Source organism: Paludibacter sp. 221 (genome assembly GCF_010501035.1).
Taxonomy (GTDB): Bacteria; Bacteroidota; Bacteroidia; order Bacteroidales; family Paludibacteraceae; genus QVMH01.
In genome coordinates, this window is the sequence record NZ_QVMH01000048.1 from 1 (window position 1) to 18,758 (window position 18,758).

Sequence of the window (18,758 nt, forward strand, 5' to 3'; positions counted from 1 at the left end):
GGATATAAAAGAACAAAGGAGTAAGGGAATAAAATGGAATAAGAGAAAAAAAGGAATGGTAAGAGATAATACCCAATTACGGCAATAGTAAATGGTAAATGGACAAATTGTAAATGGCTCTCTCTCTCTCTCTCTCTCTCTCTCTCTCTCTCTCTCTCTCTCTAACATAATAATGCTATTTACAAATATTTTAACATTTGCAAGAGCATTTTTTTGAGGGGTTATTTGTAGAGAAAGATTCATTTTTCAATTTTCATTCTTCATTTTTGCTCGAAGAATATGGATGCAAATGTAAAGGCTTTGATTTTTTGAGGCAAATATTTAACGATATAGCGTTTACCATACAAATACAGAGAAACCGCCTGATTGGAGGTATTACCCGTTGCATCCGCTTTTGCACACTCTTACTAATCGACTGATTTAAAGCTAATTAAAGAAACAAGTCCTCAACTTTTTTAAATCCAAACTACAGTAAAAATAACAATAACTTGATTTTCAGCAAGTTAAAGCAATTGATTTATAAAACATGTAGACCTTTTATAACATATCCTCATTTACCAAACTCTGTTGACAGGCGTTTCACTTTCACTCCCAACTTATTCAATCCGTCTAAAACAGTAGTATTTCCAGTTTCCTCAAGAGCCTTAAGCGTTATAATAGCACAAGCCTTGGCATCGTCGCCCGCACGGTGATGCTCAAAAGAGATATTGTGGTATTCGCACAATTTCCCTAACGAGTGGCTCGGCAGGTTTTTCCAAACCTTGCGGGATAGCCTCACACTGCAAAAATAGTCTATCCACGGAACAGCCAAATCATAATGCGCCAAAGAAGTACGGAGCACATGCATATCGAAAGGGGCATTATGGGCTACCACCAGTTCATCTTCGAGCCAAGGTCTTAATTCGCCCCACAGCTCTTCAAAGGTCGGTGCTGTTGCCACATCGGCCGAAGAAATCCCGTGTACGCGTTCGTTGAAAGGGTTCATATAAGGAAAGCACGCAGGCTTAACCAGCCACGATGCCGAACGGGTAATCACTCCATTCTCAACACGGGTAAGCCCTACCTCGCATGGAAAACCGGCATGCGCTGTTTCAAAATCTATTGCGGTAAAAGTCATTAAAATTCAGGATTGGTATTACAAAGTTAATAAAAAGAACTGAACAATTTATAGCTCTAACAGTGTTTGTTACAGGCAATCTTTTTGTTAACTTTGCACGTGCTTTCATAATCCATACAAAACGGTTTTCAGCCATGAACAAGAAATTAAAGACAATCATAACCTCTTCGCTTTTAGGAATATCTCTTTTGACTTTACATTCGCAAGAACAAAAGCCTGAGCTTAAAATTTATGGATTTGTCCGGAATGATTTTTTCTATAATTCGCGTCAGAATGAGCAGTCGTTGGATGGTGTGTTTCATATTTCCCCGAAACCGATTATAAAGGACGAAAATGGGAAAGATAAAAACGCTATTGCCGAAGCCGAAATGATAAGCGTAAGCACCCGTTTAGGACTGGATGTGAAAGGGCCTGATATGTTGGGGGCTAAAACCTTTGCTAAAGTGGAAGCCGATTTTGCCGGAAGTGGAAACATGTATTTCGTACTGCGTCTGAGACAGGCTTACGCAAAGTTTAATTGGAGACATTCCGAATTGCTGATAGGGCAAACATGGCATCCGCTTTTCGGGAAAGTTTTCCCTAATATTATTTCGCTGAACACAGGTTCACCGATACAAGCATTCAACCGTAGTCCTCAGATAAGCTATACATACAATCTGGGAGATTATTTCTCCATCTCCGCCGCCGCGCTTTATCAAATGCAATACATGTCGCAAGGGCCTGAAGGAACATCTGCGAATTATATGAAAAGAGCTATATTGCCTAATTTTTTCATAGGGATAGAGAACAAGACACAAAACTGGACAAACGGAATTGGGTTTGATACAAAAACAATTAAACCTAACCCCAACGCAAGCCTGACCTCGATTAGTGCTACAATATACACTCAATACGTAGATTCTAAATTTCAGTTCAGGCTTAAAACCCTGTGGGGACAAAACCTGAGCGACCACCTGATGATGAATGGTTACGGAGTTAGCAAATTCGACGAAATTACTATGAAAGAAACCGAATATACCAATTTCGACGAAATTACTATGAAAGAAACCGAATATACCAATTTCGACATCCTGACCTCGTGGATAAATCTGGTATACGGGAAAACATGGCGCATAGGCTTGTTTGCAGGTTATTCTCAGAATTTAGGCAGCAATAAGGAACTGGCTGAAAGTGCTACCGGAAACTTTGCAGTGTATAGCCGTGGTTTTTACCAAACCGAACAGTTATTTGCCGACTGCCTGTACAGAGCTTCATTATATTTAAGCTACAACCTGCCTAAGCTCTCTTTTGGCGCTGAGTACAACTTCACCTCCATCATGTATGGCAACATTCAAAACAACGGGCGTACTACCAACAACTATTGGGTAGACAACCACCGCATAGCTGCCAGTATTATTTATACCTTCTAAGTAGTGTCTAAACAAACCGACCATACACAACTCCCCGAACTGGCACAAAAAGCTGAGCCGGAATGGAAACGTTACTTTGCTAAAAACAAAAAGAAAGTGGAGAAGATGGACGTTTTCATACACGGACTGCACCAAAAGTATTCAGATGAAACCGATTGCCTCTCGTGTGGAAATTGCTGCCGGGCATTAGGCCCCAGAATTACCGATAAGGACGTAGAGCGTATGGCAAAAGCCCTGAGGATAAAAACAAACAATTTTATTGAACAGTACCTTCGGATAGATGAAGACGGGGATATGGTTTTTCGCTCGATGCCCTGCCCATTTTTAGGTGACGATAATTACTGCGCGATATACGAATCCCGACCGAAAGCGTGCCGCGAATACCCCCATACGGACAGAAAACGGTTTTACCAGATATATAACCTTTCGATAAAGAATGCTTACACTTGTCCTATCGTTTTTAATGTTTTGGAAGAGGTAAAGAAACAGTAAATCCCGCTATTGGTCACAGAGGGACACATAGAGATTTATAAACGATTAGCATTGAAATATAGTTTTATGCTTAACAAGTTGTTGAAAACTTTTGCCTCAAATAAAAAATGATATAACCTGATTTGTCTTACTTTTGCAGTCATGGAGAAAATAATCCGGCATATTGAGCTTTTACTTATAAAAAATGATTTCGTTATCATTCCCGATTTCGGAGGCTTTGTAATTCAAACACAGTCAGCCAAAGTTACTGATAATGGCATCATTCCCCCCTGCTCTATCGTTGGATTTAACCCAAGAATGAATAATAACGACGGATTGCTCGCTACTGAAGTTTCGAAATCGGAAAATATCAGCTATAGCGAAGCATGTAGATTTATTGAAACAGAAACCGATAAATTCCAATCCGGATTAAGAAAGGGAGAAAAGATGGTTTTTGGAAAACTTGGCAGTTTTTCATTAAACAAAGAAAACGCTATCATATTCGCAGCAGCACAAAAAAATGATTTTATTCCTGCCAATTTCGGTCTGAAAGAAATCAATACTCCTAAGCTGAAAAGAAACAAGACGGTAACTCTTTCTGTTCCTCCTGTAAAAAATGTATTCCGGTATGCTGCTGCTATTTTAATTCTCTTTACAGTTCTTTTTATTTCTCCCCGCATTGGTAATAACGATATTTCTCAACATGCCGGTATTCAAAATCCTTTTGCGGCTCTTAACACACCGAAAGACAAAAGCAATATCGAAGAACAAAGTATTAATGTCGATACAGGCGAGCTAAAAAAATATCATGTTGTTGTATCCGGCTTTTCTGAAATGAAACCTGCCGAGCTTTACCGCGATTTATTACATGCTAAGTATTATGATAATGCCTTTGTACTGCCATTGGCAAACCTCAACCATGTGATAATAGAATCTTTCTCAAGTAAAGAAATTGCAATCTTATATTTAAAAAAGATAAGGGAACAGAGCAAGGATTTTCAAAACGCATGGTTATATCAGGAAGTTGCAGAATAATGAGAAAAGGAAAAATCTTTTTTTGAAAGGATAAAGCATTTTCCTATACAAGTTTTTAGCGGAAATGAAATTTTTACTACATATTTATACAGAAAGATAAATAAATCATTCAACTTATTTGAAATTAGTTATTAAAATTCTTGCATAAATAAAAAATTCTATTCATCTTTGCAAAGTAAACAAACAGATAAATTTTTCATAGTTAAGGTTTAGGTTAAAATGTATCAATGGGTGGCTGCGAAGTTACCCATTGTTTTTATTTCAAAAAAGAGTATGGTTTATCCAAACTAAAACACTAACTTTGCTATAAACATAAGAATCAGATATGGAGGTTGGTGATATTTTATATTATCTCATTTTTTTTATCGTCATCATAGGCGGCCTTGTAAAGAAACTGAAAAAACAGGAGAGCAAAAAAGCTGATGCCCCTCAGGCACAACCTGTGTATCAGGAAAAGAGAACGACTGAATATGATGAGTGGTATTCTGAAAACGAACAGACTTATCCTGAAAAAAACGAAGTATATGAAAAGACTGTGCCAATTAACACATATGAAAAGGACTATAATGCATCCGAAAATTTTTACGATCAAAAAAAGACGGATATAATAGGAAACTTAAATGATGATGAAGATGAAAAGCCCGCTTTTACCATCGAATTGAACGATGTGGATGATGTAAAAAAAGCCTTTGTATATTCTGAAGTTTTTCAGCGAAAATATTAGAAACTGTTTTGAATTTTACGGATATTTTTAGTTTTGATTTCTTATGATATTCTTTCATACTCATTTTCGCCCTTTTTCGTGTCTTTTAATTTAAATTTTTCTCAAGCAGCCCGCTGCTATACGAAAAACTTAAATTAAAATCATTCGAAAAATAACTGAAAATAACCTGTGAAAAAATTCAAAACAATTTCTTAATTTAAGTAAATAATTTAATTTTTCACAAACTCGAACCTACTTTAAAACAAAAAGTTAGTATATTTGCACAGACAAAATTTAAGAGAGTTCCGGCAAAGAAAAGTCGGAATTCTTTTTTGTTATAAATTATTCTGAATTGTTTTATAAATCCGAATCAGACGATAAGATAGATTAAAAGTATTAACACAACCAAATACATAAGAAATTATGGCTATAACTTATATGACCGAAGATGGTTATAAAAAACTAATGGAAGAACTGAATGAAATGGAAAACGTACAACGCCCGGCCATTTCGAAGATGATTGCAGAAGCACGTGATAAAGGCGACTTGTCAGAAAACGCAGAATATGATGCAGCAAAAGAGGCACAAGGCTTGCTCGAGATGAAAATATCACAGCTAAAAGAAACCATCGCTTCGGCACGATTGATTGACGAATCGAAAATTGATACCAGCGAAGTTCAGATACTGACACGCGTGAAAATAAAAAACAGCAAAACCGGACAAGTTATGTCGTACATGATAGTGTCCGAAAGCGAAGCAAACCTGAAAGAAGGGAAACTTTCGGTAACCACTCCTATTGCCAAAGGATTGTTAGGCAAAAAAGTAGGTGATAAAACCGAAGTTACAGTTCCGTCGGGTAAAATGGAGTTCGAAGTTCTTGAAATCTCATTATAAGCTGAAACTCTTATTAATAAGAATAAACCTATAATCATGACTATATTCAGTAAAATAATTGCAGGCGAAATTCCCTCCTACAAAATAGCGGAAGATGATAATTTCTATGCTTTTTTGGATATAAACCCCATGACAAAAGGACACACGCTGGTTGTGCCTAAAATAGAGGAGGACTATATTTTCAATTTAGATGATAAGGTATTAGCCGATTTAATGATTTTCGCGAAAAAAGTAGCTAAAGCCATTGAGAAATCAATTCCTTGCGTACGTGTTGGTCTAGCTGTTATCGGCTTGGAAGTACCGCACACACATATCCATCTCATTCCTATCCAAACTGAGGCTGATATGAATTTCAGAAACCCCAAACTAAAACTACCTCAGGAAGAAATGAGCAATATAGCAGAGACTATAAGCAAAAATTTTTGACCGAATAAACAAACTTATTTATAATATAACAAAGCCAGACTACTTATAAAGTGTCTGGCTTCTTATTTTAAGAATAATGTTGTGTCTTACATTCAGGACTAATTTCTTTCTTTTCTCTTCAAAATGATTTTACTATTATATGCCGAATTTATCTTTTCAAAAAAATCACGTAGTTCTGTGTATTCAGCAAGTTGATATTTTCCGGCAGGTGAATAAAACGATTGTGTGATCAGGATACCCTCCTCCTTTGGAAAAACAATACTCCTAAAATCACCATACTTTGTAGTAATAAATACAGGCATGGGTAATGTTTCTATTTCATAATTTTCGGGGATAGAAATAAAAATGCTGTCTATATCGTTAAAACCTCTCCAAATATCAATATCATATTTTCGTTCTTTTTTCTTAAACCAGTTGTATTGGTTCCTATAGGGATTGACTGGTATAAACAAGCGGTTACCAGTTTTTGTGCCATATAGTGTAGTTTGCCAATCGTAAGAAATAAAAAAGTTAGGGCGTATTGATTTGTTTTCTGTGATTTGTACTGAGTTTACCGTGGCATTAGGAAGATTAATTCCGCGTCGGAATATATCTACCTGTTCATTCTTCTTTTTTTCATTTAATCCAAAGAAATCATTATACACTTTCAAGTGATATTCTTTTTCGGCTTGTATAGACGCACTTCCATCTTCACGAAGTTTTACGGTAGCCGAATTTTTATCTACGTTTAATGAATCGGGATAGTCTGGTAGTTGACAAAACCTCCCACCCTCACTCTTAATCTCCACAGCATCATGTCCAGCTATATTATTATGAACAAAACCAAACGGAATCCGAGGATTAGTACACTCGAGCCATAAAGTATCTTTTTCCAGAGGAACTTGTAAAATAACGTGGTTTGTTTCGTAAAACGTGGCATAATCAGGAAACATACGCTTATTTCTTCTATCAGACCGTATTTCAACATAATTGGAAGGAATATCAATAACTTCCAGCATGGATTTTAAATAAAAAGACAAAGCCTTACAATCGCCAAAACCCGTTTTGTTTACCTCTGATGCAAACATTGGCTGAAACCCTCCGATACCCAACTGAATACTCACATACCGTGTTGTTTCGCCTAAATAGTCATACAGAATTTTAATCTTTTCATAATCACTTCCGGCATTTTGAGTCATGCTGATTATTTTGTCTTTAAATGCAGCTGGAAGAACATCCCTCCCATACATCAAGCCCGATACCCATTTTCCATACGATTCCCAATCGGTTATCGTACCGCTAACTTTATCATATATAAAGCTCTCCGGACTTATATACAGCATTGGAACTAAAGTGCGTAACTGAGGGGCAAAACTTTCTGACTCGATTGCTTTTAAATTTTCAACTTTCCATTTATATATCTTCTTGCCTTTCTCTACGGTTATATCAGGGTTTTCAGGCATATTATTCAATGCTTTCTGACGAATTTTTAAGTCAGGAGGAAGGCTTAATTGATAAGTCGCATTTTGAACTGCCAAAGAATAAGATGATTGCGGATAGAATATAGGAAAACTAAAAATCCCATTCTTCCAGTTTATCTCATATTCATAATGAATGGTAAAGGGGAAAATAGGAGTTTCACAATGAAAAAAGTAATACTTCCGGTCATTTGCCAAGCCATCGCTCATTTCAGTAGTCTCTATATCCGACATTTTAAATTTTCGGAGCACTTCACCATTTGCATTATATAGGGTAGCCGAAAATTTCTTCAACTCCCTGAACTTATCTCCATAAGTAACAAAATCAGCCAGTTGTTTTTCATTCTTATTTAATATGGTAATGGCATACGATTGTTTTTCCACACCTGATTTTTCAGAGATATAATCAAATTCAACATTTGAAAAACGTAGTACTCCAAAAGCATCTTTTTTCAAAGAATCGGGAATTTCTGATACCGAAAACCTGAATGAATCTGCACTAGCCAAACTACAGAAAAAAACAAAAATCAACGATACTAATAATCTCATATAATTATATTTTTTTCAATACGACAAGTTCTGTGTTTTTAGAGGCTACCTTTCCGAAAAATTCTTTAATCAACTCATAATCCGACTGTATAAAAATAATTTTATTCAAATCGAAACGATAATTTAATTGTATGGTATTATCAGTCATCCGGTTTATAAGATAAGTACACTTACCTGCATTCTCAGGCAGGGACATATTTAATATTGAAGGGAGCTCTTCTATTTCATAACCATCGGGTATAGTCAAAATTATACTCGAAATGTATGTATATGGATAATTAAATTCTATCGGAAGTTTTCGCTCGGACTGAGTGAAAGGGTTTTTATCAAGATGTGTGAAAATAAGCGGGTTAATATAGATGTAATTTCCCACTATTTCATAATTCTTTGTATAAGTCATTTTTTCAGATACCGTATTCGACATCGGCTCTATTCCTTCAATAACATAGCTGTCAACAGTTAAGTTATTCTTATCTTGAAAATTTTCCAGATACTCAACTGAATCTTTTGCCGAAAAATAATCGGACTTCACATTATATGCTATCTGATTATTATAACGTGTAGTCATTTCACTTGTCATTTTCCCGTTCTCATCAATACTGGCTTTTTGTGCAATCAATTGTTGATTTTTAGCAAGGTTTGTCAAGTTAACCCATTTTTCTCCACCAACATTATTATACGGCCACCCGCGGTCGACTAATAAATTCACCGGAAGTACATTAAGCCCACCGCGTACGGCAGAACCATCCATATAAAAAGATTTTCCATCCGAAGTTTCTGCTGCTACAAGAAACGTATTCAACTTATCCAATGAAGGATGCGTATATGGTAAACGCCCATAATTACGACGGCTTATAAGTACCGGATAGGCATTTATCTTAGCATCTTTAAGCATGCTCAACAATACCATATTAATCTGCCCATTATCTCCTGTACCATTTTTTACCGCATCGCGTGCATTATTTCCCCAAAAGGAATAGGATTCGTTCCAGCGGATTTTTTCCTTAATCAACGCATATATTTTTGTGATAATTTCTTCTTCCGTCACAGACTCTTCTACAATTGTTTTAACCTCGGTTTTATACGGGTTCGCCATTTTCACATTAGAGCCAAAATCTGTTTTCTCCTTCAATGTTTCTTCTATATTTTGCCATGTACTGGTATATGGCTTATAAAAATCGTTAGGAAATTTGGTTCCGCTCAACTCAAAACGAACTCCCGAAATATAGTCATTTAAATACCAAACATATGGTTCGTCTTTTAGCGCAGGCATATCTTTTGCCCTGAATTTCAGCAAACGGCTGTCACTGGTTACATTTACAGCCTGCCCGCTACTGCTATAACCTATATTGAAGTTTTGGTTTTGCTTAGTTTCTTCTACTTGAATCCTTTCGAACCCTTTTGCCGCATCTATCTTAAAATGATAATACTCCGGAATAAGAACCTCGTAATAACTATTCATTACCGGAATATGGCTCTGCACATTCCAATCGGGGATTCTGGACGCATAAGGCGATGTTATCCTGTATTTATATTCTATAACCGTACCCTCCTTTACATTAGGAATTGAAAACTTAACCTGATGGTATCGATTATTTATCTCTTCATCAAATATGTATTTCTTCTCCAGCTTTGTTTTTATTACCTTTCCTTTTTCAATATTATAGGCGGTAGCATCCAAATTGCTTACCGTTTCCTTGTCATTTCCACTTTTATAATATGGAATAGAAATATCAGCTTCACTCACACCTTCTTGCTTTAGTATTTTCACTTTCTTTTTAATATCCAAAATAACCTGAAAGCCTACGGTGTTATTATAAGTATATGAAGTATATCCATCTTCGTAAAGAACCACTGCTACGGCTGTAGTATCCTTATCATAAGTAGTCATCTTCAACTCATCATCTGTTATCTTACCATATTTTAAACTTATCTCCTGAGAAAATACAAACGCCGCACACAGCAGTAAACATAACGTAAAATAGATTTTTTTCATGCTTTAGTTTTATGAAGTAGTTTTTTCTTAATTATTGTTATACAAATATAATTTTCATTTCCTATAATACAAATTATACCGGAGTATTTTTATGTTAAATTTATTCTATTCCATATAAAACAAAATAGCATTTGTTTAGAGCAATTAAAAATTCACGGCACGATAATTGTTTATTATATTTTCGAAATTCTGTTTGTTTTACATTTGTTTATTAATCTCGAAAAAAAACCGCTATACGGCACATGCTGCATAGCGGTTTTAATTTTCAGGTAAGTATGTATCTTATTTAATAATCAGTGGAGTATTTTAAACACAAGTTCTTTCAATAAGTCTCCCTCGTCTGCACTCACATTATCTATCCCTTTGCTGCGTGCATCTGTCTCACGTATATAACTTATGATAAACATTGTTTTCCACGCATTAAATACCTGTGCTGCTTTCTGATAATCTTTTACGAAATAGGGATTTATTTTCAGCTCAGAAGCAACCGCCATCTGGCTTTTATCGGGCAAATAATGAAACAACATCAAATTGCTGAAAAAATTAAAAAGTTGCGACAAAACCATTACAAGCGGATTGGCTTTTTTGTTTTCGGCAAAATACAGAACAATACGGTTGGCCTTAAGTACATCACGGTTAATCAAGGCTGCCTGCAACTCAAAAACATTATAATCTTTACTGATGCCTATATTTTTTTCTATCAGGTCGGGCGTAATCCGTACCGAATCGGCAGGCTTGGTTATCATGAGTTTATCCAACTCGTTGGCTATCTTGCTCAAATCAGTTCCCAGATACTCCGCAAGCATGAAACTTGCTTTCTCATCTATTGCAAGCCCTTTGCTTTTAGCATATCTCGAAATCCATGCATTGATTTCATAATCTCTTATTCTGGGGGATTCGAAAACAATACCTGTAGCTTTCAACATAGTAAACCATTTTTTGCGTCCATCAGGCACACCATATTTATAGCAAAATACGAGAATGGTTGATTTTGAGGGCTGCTGTAGGTAAAATACCAAATTGTCCCAGTCTTTTATCAGTTGCGCCTCTTTTACTATGACTACCTGATATTGCGCCGTCATCGGATAACGCTTTGCCGCATTAATCACAGTACGCATATCGGTTTCTTTCCCATACAGAACTGTTTGGTCAAACTCCCGCTCCATTTCATCCAGAACATTATTCTGAATATAATCCGAAATAACATCAATGTAATAAGGTTCCTCGCCCATCAGGAAATATACCGGAGCGTAAACCTTACTCTTCAACTCACTCAATACGCTTTCTGCCGTAATTACTGCTTGCTTTGCCATTCAATAATTTTTGTTGATAAAATCATTGTTCAAATTTACAAATTAATTTCTATTATTTTCTTAATTTTGTGCCCTGATTCAGAAATCTTACCTTTCCTTTTTCACCTTTCACCCCTGAGTTAATTGCAGCATGATTAAAGGACTTTTTCACATCTTGTTTTTCTATTTTTTAGGAGAAGTGCTAAGCATTCTTATCAATGGCTTTATCCCCGGAAGCGTCATTGGCATGGTTTTGCTTTTTCTTGCCTTGTTTTTCAAAGTGGTAGAACCTGAAAAGGTTAAAGACACAGCAACAGTTATTACCAAAAACATGGCGTTATTTTTTGTTCCGCCTGCCGTAGGCTTAATGGCTTATGCCGAAATAATCTCAAAATCAATCTGGGCTATATCCTTAGCCATCATAGTAAGTACCGTACTCACCATTATTGTTGTGGCATTGGTACAGGAACATTTTGAAAACCGCCAGCTAAAAAAGAAAAACGATGACCGATAAAATTGAAAGCATAAAAGCCTTATTGCAAAGCGAGGTTTTTTTATTAATGCTGGTTTTAGGCACTTTCTTATTAGGAATACGGCTCTATCAAAAGCTAAAATTCCCGTTGCTCCAACCTTTACTTATATCTGTAGCTATTATAATTCCGTTCCTCAAAATCACAGGAATAGAATATGAAATATTTTATCAGCAAACACGTTTTCTCAATTTTATGCTCGGCCCCAGCGTTGTGGCATTAGGATATGTACTGTATGAGCAAATAGAGCATATCAAAGGAAAAGTTGTTTCTATTCTGACTGCTGTTTTTGTAGGAAGCATTGTAGGGATTGTGAGTGTCATTCTTATTGCAAAGCTATTTGGAGCAGATAAAATCTTGCTTTCCTCCCTTGCCCCAAAGTCCGTCACCACTCCCATAGCTATCAATATTGCTCAAAATACAGGTGGCGTACCCGAACTGACTGTGGCCTTTGTAGTAATATGCGGGCTCTTTGGCGGATTGGTAGGCCCTATGATTCTTCGTAAACTGAAAATAAAAAGCAAAGTAGCTAAAGGATTGGCAATGGGCTCGGCGGCACATGCGTTGGGTACTTCACGGGCATTGGAAATGGGTGCGTTAGAAGGTGCTATCAGCGGGCTCGCTATTGGGGTAATGGGAATAATGACAGCATTGCTCGTTCCTTTTGTAGAGAAATTTTTGCTTTAAACGAGAAGGAATCTGTAGTTTGTAAAGTATATTACAACGCTTTAAAATCCTTTCATAAATTCCCTGAAGGTCACACCCGTATGTTGCTTAAAGACACGGCTGAAGGTGGAAGTGTGTATAAAGCCTGACAGCTCGGCAACCTGTTCCTGTGTGAGGTGGGGATTGGAGCGAACCATATCCTGAGCATATTTGATACGCTTACTATTAACAAAGTCAGCAAAGTTACAATGATATTCTTCGTGGATGATACGTGAGATATAAGTACGATTCGTATGAATCAATCGTGCAACTTCATCCATACGAAGGTCATTTTTTAAGAAAATTTTTTCTTCATCCATAAGCCGCGTAAGCTCCGGCACAACTCTCATTTGTAATGTATTCAGGTTGTTGATATCTTCCGAGTCTGCATTTGATTCCTCATCCAACCCATATCCCTCCTGAGATGCTTTATTATCAGAAAGCTCCAAATCCTGAGCAAAATTTTCAGCAGTATATCGCAAATTGTATACATTATAGCCTAAAACATATAGGACAACAGCCCATACTATCATTAACAAATTGACAAACAGAGTCGATTCATTATAGTGAAAACGTCCCCTATATGTAAGCAACGAGAGAATTAATACAATATAAAGCACAACCAGCAAAGCCGTACCGTTTTCTATAGATTTTCCTTCCCGATTAGAAAAAAAATCGTTAAGTCGGTGACGGTAATTAACAAGACGGACAGTAGCATATATCAGTATATAAATTATCTGTGCCAACACAAGAATTGTATAGAGATAGCCACTGATAAAATTATGTACACGGTAAACAGGCCCGGTAAATGTAATGAGTTTACCCTGATTCTCAATCATTTCGCGAATGTAGATGATAGCATACTCATCTCCCATTATTATATAAAGCAGCAACATGCTTCCTCCTATCAGTATAGCAGGTAGGAACCAAAGAAAATCTTTCCAGCAAAGCGACTTTTCGTTAGTCAAAGTTCTGAAACACAGATAAAGCAGAGGAAGAAGCAATAAGGTAGTAAATGCTTCAACCAATTCGAGCTTATAAAATAGCTCATAATTGCTGACTCCGGCAATAAAAACACTCCAAATATACGTGCTTATCCCCATAACCAATGCGGTAACAATCCACATGTTTTGCGAGCGGTTATTCGTTTTTCTTTGCAAAAGCAATGTTACGGCCCAAAAAAGGCAAACAAAGCTGGGTAATAGTATGGAGTATTCTGACATCACAACATTAACAAATGAAAAGCAAAGATAAAAAATTATTTTTTCACTACACTTCCGGCTACAAATCAAATAGTGTACAAAACAAAAGCTGCTTCCTGATTCGGAAACAGCTTTTAATGTATTTATTAATCTCGCTAAAATATATAGAGAGAGAAATTATTTAGAAGCAAAATAGATTGTTTGTAATGATTGACGTAAAGCTAAAATACCGTCAGCCGACAATTCTACATTTTGCATTTCTCCGTTAGGAAGATATACTACTGCGTTCGATTCGTCTTCGATAGTGATTAATTTTACTGATTCATCACCTGCAACTGAACTCCAAGTTTTTGATTCTTCATCAAAAATAAGGCTTACTTCTTGTCCTTGTTCGTTAGTGATATCGTAACCATTTTCTGTAGTTTCGATAGCATAGATACCATTTTCACCTTCCACTTTTTTAACGTCACCTGCTGCAATCGGATTGCTTCCTGTCCAGAATTCAATAGTATTAAGTACTACTGCATCTGCAAAAAGTGCGATCTCATATACAGGAACAATGTAAAGTGCTAAAAAAACAAGTTCGTTAATCCATTTGTCGCCAAGTGATTTATTCCAAGAATAAACTTTGCTTGTCAAACCAAATGAACCAATACATGATGTAAAACCAATGCTTGCAACAAGAGTAAGTGCAACTGCTACTGTAGAAATTTTTCTCTTCATAATTACTTATTTTTAAATTAATGATTTATTTCGCAAATGTATAAAAAATAACTAAACTTTGTATTTTTTTATATTAAAAAAATGGGCTTGGATGGTTTATTATTGAAGTATACGAACTAAAACAACAAGCCTACATTCTAAATAAACTACAAAAAAAGGTTGCTATCTTTTTTATATTTAAACAGTTGAAAAAGCATTGCATCATCGCATATATTACAAGCAGTACGGTTCAAAATATTTTGCGGCTCATATTATTTAACACTTATACGGCCTATTCTAAAATTTATACCGGATTCCTAATGCAAATCCTCGCCAATCGAACCCGACATTATTTGCACCGGTATTAAAATAAAGCCCCGGACGCCAGTCTAACGACAATTGGAGCGGAATATTAAAGTTGTATTCAATACCTAAATCGCCAACAGCACCAACCAAAAAATTGTTGTTAATTCCGACATAAGCACCAGCACCAACATACCAGTTGAAACCCGTTGCCAACTGAGATAAATCAAACATCCACTGATAAACACCCGCTGCATTCAATCCCCCACCAAAATCAAGACCTAAATCTACCTCAAGACGATTTGCTTGCAACATGCGTTGATACGAAAGCTCAGCGCCCCACCCCAACCGGAGACCAAGCGCATTACTTTGCGCTTCAACTAAAGAGAAACTACTCACAATTAAAACAATAGCTAAAAAAATCTTTTTCATAATTAAATGGTTTTTAGTTATAATATCATCATTATTATTAAATCACACCATAAACAACAATGAAAACAGGGTATTTGTTCGGAGTTTACAATCACATCTCTTTATCAGCCCTGTCTTTATTTATCAAAACCAATAACTTTTCTACAGCCTCTTCTTCAGGTATATTACGTTCAATACATTCTTTTTTCTTATAAAGGCTAACCCTGCCACGTCCGGCCCCCACGTAGCCATAATCGGCATCGGCCATTTCGCCCGGACCATTCACAATACATCCCATAATAGCTATTTTCAAACCTTTCAGATGCGATGTCCTTTCTTTCACACGGGCTATCGACTCTTGCAAGTTAAACAACGTACGCCCGCATCCGGGACACGATATATATTCTGTTTTCGATATCCGTACCCTTGCCGCCTGCAATATGCCAAAAGCTATTGAACAGATTGATTGCGAGCTAATAACTCCTTCATTTTCCGGCAAAATACCATCGCCGAAACCATCAATAAACATTACTCCCATATCCGCCGCAGCTTTTATCTGCAAGTTGCCCAACGCTGATTCCGCATATCTCCTACAAATAACTACAGGAACAGTGCACCCTGCATTCAGCAATAAATGGAAGAAAGCGCGCTGCTCTCCTACCCCATTTACATGCGCCGTTTGGAGCAGGATTACGATATTTTTCTTCCTGTATAATAATGTCAACAATTCGGGGGTCAAATCGCCATATTGCAATTGCAAAAAGATTAAATCCGAATTATCATTTTCAATTTCTATAATATCACTATTTTCATAAACAGTATAAGCACCGCCATTCGCATCCACCACCTTGCCATTCTCCAAATAATAATCGGGAGCTATAGGGTAACTTCCTTTTTCTATTGCAATAACTACAGGAGGGTTTTCGCCACCTATATTCTTAACGGCATGAGTTTCCCTTCTTTCGTACTGAAAGCGATTGTACGAAAGGTGCTCCATACCTTTTATCAAAGCGTGCTGTTTACGGTTATCAACATAATCGACTAATGCCGTTGCTACAGGAATTTCAAATTCAGGGTCTTCACTTAGCGATACCCGTATTGTGTCGCCTATGCCATCGGCCAACAACGCCCCGATACCAACCGCCGACTTAATACGCCCGTCCTCCCCATCACCTGCCTCTGTAACTCCCAGATGAAGTGGAAAATAAAAACCTTCTTTCTCCATTTGCTGCACCAGTAAGCGTACAGTATGCACCATAAAAACAGTGTTGGACGTTTTCATAGATATAACCACCTTGCCGAAATCCTCCTCGCGACATATCCTTAGTAGTTCCATACACGACTCTACCATACCTTGCGAAGTATCACCGTAGCGGTTCATCATACGCTCGCTGAGCGAACCATGATTAACCCCTATGCGAATGGCTGTACCATGCTCCTTACATATATTCAGAAACGATACGAATTGAGTTTTCAACACTTCGTATTCCTGCTCAAATTCGGCATCTGTATAATCCGTACAATCTCCCTTTTTCTTAATACCGCCTACAAAGTTTCCGGGGTTTATCCTGACTTTTTCAACATACCGGGCTGCAAGCATTGCCGCATTGGCATTAAAGTGTATATCAGCAACTAACGGTATTGCGCATCCCCTTTCGCTGACAATAGTACGAATCGCTTTCAGGCTTTCCACCTCACGCACGCCTTGCGTAGTATAACGCATCAGTTCGCTACCCGCTTCGATTACGCGAATACACTGCTCTACCGATTTTTCAACATCATTCGTATCCGTATTAGCCATAGTTTGTACACGAATAGGATTATCGCCACCCAAAGCTAAATTCCCTATTTTTACTTCGGCACACTTCCGTCGGTTATAATTGAATTGTTCTGAATATTCCATATTTACACTGTTTAAAAATGAAAGGCATAAAATTACTGCTTTTTTAGCATAAAACAATTCAGGGCTTCACGTTTAAATGAAACCCTGAACAAATTTTATGATTGAAAATTAGCACATGACAAAAACAGAGAAAGCTTCGTTCATTTACCTGAAAGACAGAGACATTCAGTCCTATCTTTCAGGCAGAGAATATTTGTTTCTGTGCCCTCCACAGGCCACATGCCTGCGGTTATGAAAACTTGATTTTTCAAGTCAGCATATTTTTCAAAACACATCTAATTCCCTAACAGTCGATAAGTTACATAAAGCGCTTTATAATTCTGAGATACACCGTACACTGAAGCCGTGCGCACGGCCGCTAGTGTGCGCAGGGTACACGTTACTACCATCGAAGGCCAAGCGGAGCGAGTACGTACTGTTAAGGCTACCACTCCAGTAGCCGCCTCCAGACCCTACGGTGTAGAGCTCGCCATTATAGTGGTAGCGATTGCCAGCGGCGGGCAAAAATAAAGTAGTGGTTTCACCGTCAGGCTTAATCTCGTAACCGTTTGTTCCGCCTGTAGAATACCAACTCCAAGTGTTAGCTACAGCAGTACCGGAAGCACCGGGAGCCGAACCGCCACGGAAGATATCACTCCATTCACCCTGAGCAGGAACGCGCCAACCGGCAGGACATGGGTCGTAAGTACCGTTTTTCTGGTTACGCCAGTTAAGGTCGGCGGTAGGAGCTGATGTCCAATTGTAAGGGTCAGAAGTAATTTTAAGGAACGTATTTGTTCCTGCTGTCAGACCAGCAACCGGAGCTGTTGTAGTTGAAGTCGTACTTGCACGTTTTTCGTGACCATCAGTTGTACGACCCCATTGGTATAAGTCGCCGTAAACTGGAGAAGCTTTCATATCGTCGGGAGTTACACCACTACCGCCATAACTATATACAACACTTGATGTTGATTTCTGAGCAGCAATAGTTGTAACAGTAGCACCAAGATTATAACACATAAATTTGCTCCAACCACCTGACACCGTTTTAGCACCACAGCCTACTGCTACTTCGGCTATATCGCTGTTTATGCTGTTGCCGTTAGCATCGGTAACTTGGCAATAGTAACGGCGCATACCCGAAGCAGATAAGTCGGGAGTAAAAGTTGCTGCTGTTTCACCGGCTATAGGAGCAGGAGCAGCATTCTGATTAGCAGTGATTTCGTACCATTGGTAAGTAAGCGTACCGATGCCTGTAGCCGCTACACTGATAGTAGCCGCGTCAGTACCAATACCTAATAAAGTACCGACACCTTCTGTTTCTTTCCAGTTGAAAGCACGAGGCTGAGTAGTGATTTGTGGAGCTACGTTATCACCACAGTTCGAAATCCATGCAGTACCATTCCATGTATCAGTACATTTAGTAGTAATGTTGTAAATAGTAAGTCCTTCGGCTAAATCCTTACCACTTACCGATAAGGCATTACGCTGAACTGTTGTAAGCTGCGGCAAGCGAAAACCGCCTGTAGTACCTGTTACCTCTAATAGTGAAAAACTTTCGGGTGCTTTGTCAGCACCAATAGTTACCTGTGCATTGGTATTAAAAATGAAAAACGAAAATTGAAAAAGACAGAACAAAACTAAAGTCTGTCGGAATGATTGTTTTCTGTTCAT

18 protein-coding genes are annotated in these 18,758 nt (G+C 37.6%); 8 read left to right on the plus strand and 10 right to left on the minus strand.

Annotated features, from left to right (window positions below; genetic code table 11):
• Positions 1-243 (minus strand): hypothetical protein (locus tag D0T49_RS12975; protein ID WP_203583464.1); only part of this gene is annotated, 243 nt, incomplete at its 3' end.
• 307 nt (positions 244-550) lie between these two features.
• Positions 551-1,117 (minus strand): 3'-5' exonuclease, encoded by a 567-nt coding sequence (locus tag D0T49_RS10335; protein WP_163631092.1) that lies wholly within the window; start codon positions 1,115-1,117, stop codon positions 551-553.
• Between the two features lie 134 nt (positions 1,118-1,251).
• Between D0T49_RS10335 and D0T49_RS10340 the strand changes: the two genes are divergently transcribed.
• The 6 genes from D0T49_RS10340 (at position 1,252) to D0T49_RS10365 (ending at position 6,055) form a co-directional block, all read left to right on the plus strand.
• Positions 1,252-2,526, plus strand: coding sequence for a hypothetical protein (locus D0T49_RS10340; protein WP_163631094.1), 1,275 nt, complete (start codon positions 1,252-1,254; stop codon positions 2,524-2,526).
• A gap of 3 nt (positions 2,527-2,529) precedes the next feature.
• Positions 2,530-3,018, plus strand: a complete 489-nt coding sequence (locus tag D0T49_RS10345) for a YkgJ family cysteine cluster protein (RefSeq protein ID WP_370519669.1) — start codon at positions 2,530-2,532, stop codon at positions 3,016-3,018.
• A gap of 141 nt (positions 3,019-3,159) precedes the next feature.
• Positions 3,160-4,032, plus strand: coding sequence for a hypothetical protein (locus D0T49_RS10350; RefSeq protein ID WP_163631097.1), 873 nt, complete (start codon positions 3,160-3,162; stop codon positions 4,030-4,032).
• Positions 4,033-4,357: 325 nt separating this feature from the next.
• Positions 4,358-4,756: a hypothetical protein gene (locus D0T49_RS10355; RefSeq protein WP_163631099.1), complete on the plus strand. Its 399-nt coding sequence runs from the start codon at positions 4,358-4,360 to the stop codon at positions 4,754-4,756.
• Between the two features lie 402 nt (positions 4,757-5,158).
• Positions 5,159-5,629, plus strand: a complete 471-nt coding sequence (greA, locus tag D0T49_RS10360; RefSeq protein WP_163631100.1) for a transcription elongation factor GreA — start codon at positions 5,159-5,161, stop codon at positions 5,627-5,629.
• A gap of 33 nt (positions 5,630-5,662) precedes the next feature.
• Entirely contained in the window at positions 5,663-6,055 is a 393-nt protein-coding gene (locus tag D0T49_RS10365; protein WP_163631120.1) for an HIT family protein, read from the plus strand.
• 98 nt (positions 6,056-6,153) lie between these two features.
• Here the strand turns inward: D0T49_RS10365 and D0T49_RS10370 are convergent, their stop codons facing one another.
• From D0T49_RS10370 to holA, 3 genes are all read right to left on the minus strand, one after another.
• On the minus strand, positions 6,154-8,061 hold the full coding sequence (locus D0T49_RS10370) for a DUF3857 domain-containing protein (RefSeq protein ID WP_163631102.1): 1,908 nt from the start codon (positions 8,059-8,061) through the stop codon (positions 6,154-6,156).
• Between the two features lie 4 nt (positions 8,062-8,065).
• Positions 8,066-10,057 carry a DUF3857 domain-containing protein gene (locus D0T49_RS10375; protein ID WP_163631104.1) on the minus strand — a complete coding sequence of 664 codons (1,992 nt, stop codon included), beginning with the start codon at positions 10,055-10,057 and terminating at the stop codon, positions 8,066-8,068.
• Positions 10,058-10,350: 293 nt separating this feature from the next.
• A complete protein-coding gene (gene holA / locus D0T49_RS10380) occupies positions 10,351-11,370 on the minus strand; it encodes a DNA polymerase III subunit delta (protein ID WP_163631106.1) in 1,020 nt (339 codons plus the stop codon).
• 130 nt (positions 11,371-11,500) lie between these two features.
• On the opposite strand from holA, the gene D0T49_RS10385 reads away from it, so the two are divergent.
• Both D0T49_RS10385 and D0T49_RS10390 read left to right on the plus strand, forming a co-directional pair.
• Positions 11,501-11,863, plus strand: coding sequence for a CidA/LrgA family protein (locus D0T49_RS10385; RefSeq protein ID WP_163631108.1), 363 nt, complete (start codon positions 11,501-11,503; stop codon positions 11,861-11,863).
• A gap of 10 nt (positions 11,864-11,873) precedes the next feature.
• Positions 11,874-12,566, plus strand: a complete 693-nt coding sequence (locus tag D0T49_RS10390; protein ID WP_163631122.1) for an LrgB family protein — start codon at positions 11,874-11,876, stop codon at positions 12,564-12,566.
• Positions 12,567-12,607: 41 nt separating this feature from the next.
• Here D0T49_RS10390 and D0T49_RS10395 read toward each other — a convergent pair whose 3' ends face one another.
• The 5 genes from D0T49_RS10395 to D0T49_RS10415 form a co-directional block, all read right to left on the minus strand.
• Complete coding sequence (locus tag D0T49_RS10395) at positions 12,608-13,711, minus strand: AraC family transcriptional regulator (protein ID WP_163631110.1); 1,104 nt, start codon at positions 13,709-13,711, stop codon at positions 12,608-12,610.
• Between the two features lie 252 nt (positions 13,712-13,963).
• On the minus strand, positions 13,964-14,509 hold the full coding sequence (locus D0T49_RS10400) for a DUF3332 domain-containing protein (RefSeq protein WP_163631112.1): 546 nt from the start codon (positions 14,507-14,509) through the stop codon (positions 13,964-13,966).
• A gap of 276 nt (positions 14,510-14,785) precedes the next feature.
• A complete protein-coding gene (locus D0T49_RS10405) occupies positions 14,786-15,223 on the minus strand; it encodes a hypothetical protein (RefSeq protein ID WP_163631114.1) in 438 nt (145 codons plus the stop codon).
• A gap of 91 nt (positions 15,224-15,314) precedes the next feature.
• Entirely contained in the window at positions 15,315-17,105 is a 1,791-nt protein-coding gene (ispG, locus tag D0T49_RS10410; RefSeq protein ID WP_163631116.1) for a (E)-4-hydroxy-3-methylbut-2-enyl-diphosphate synthase, read from the minus strand.
• A gap of 312 nt (positions 17,106-17,417) precedes the next feature.
• A partial coding sequence (locus D0T49_RS10415) for an FISUMP domain-containing protein (protein WP_304623093.1) occupies positions 17,418-18,758 on the minus strand: 1,341 nt, incomplete at its 5' end.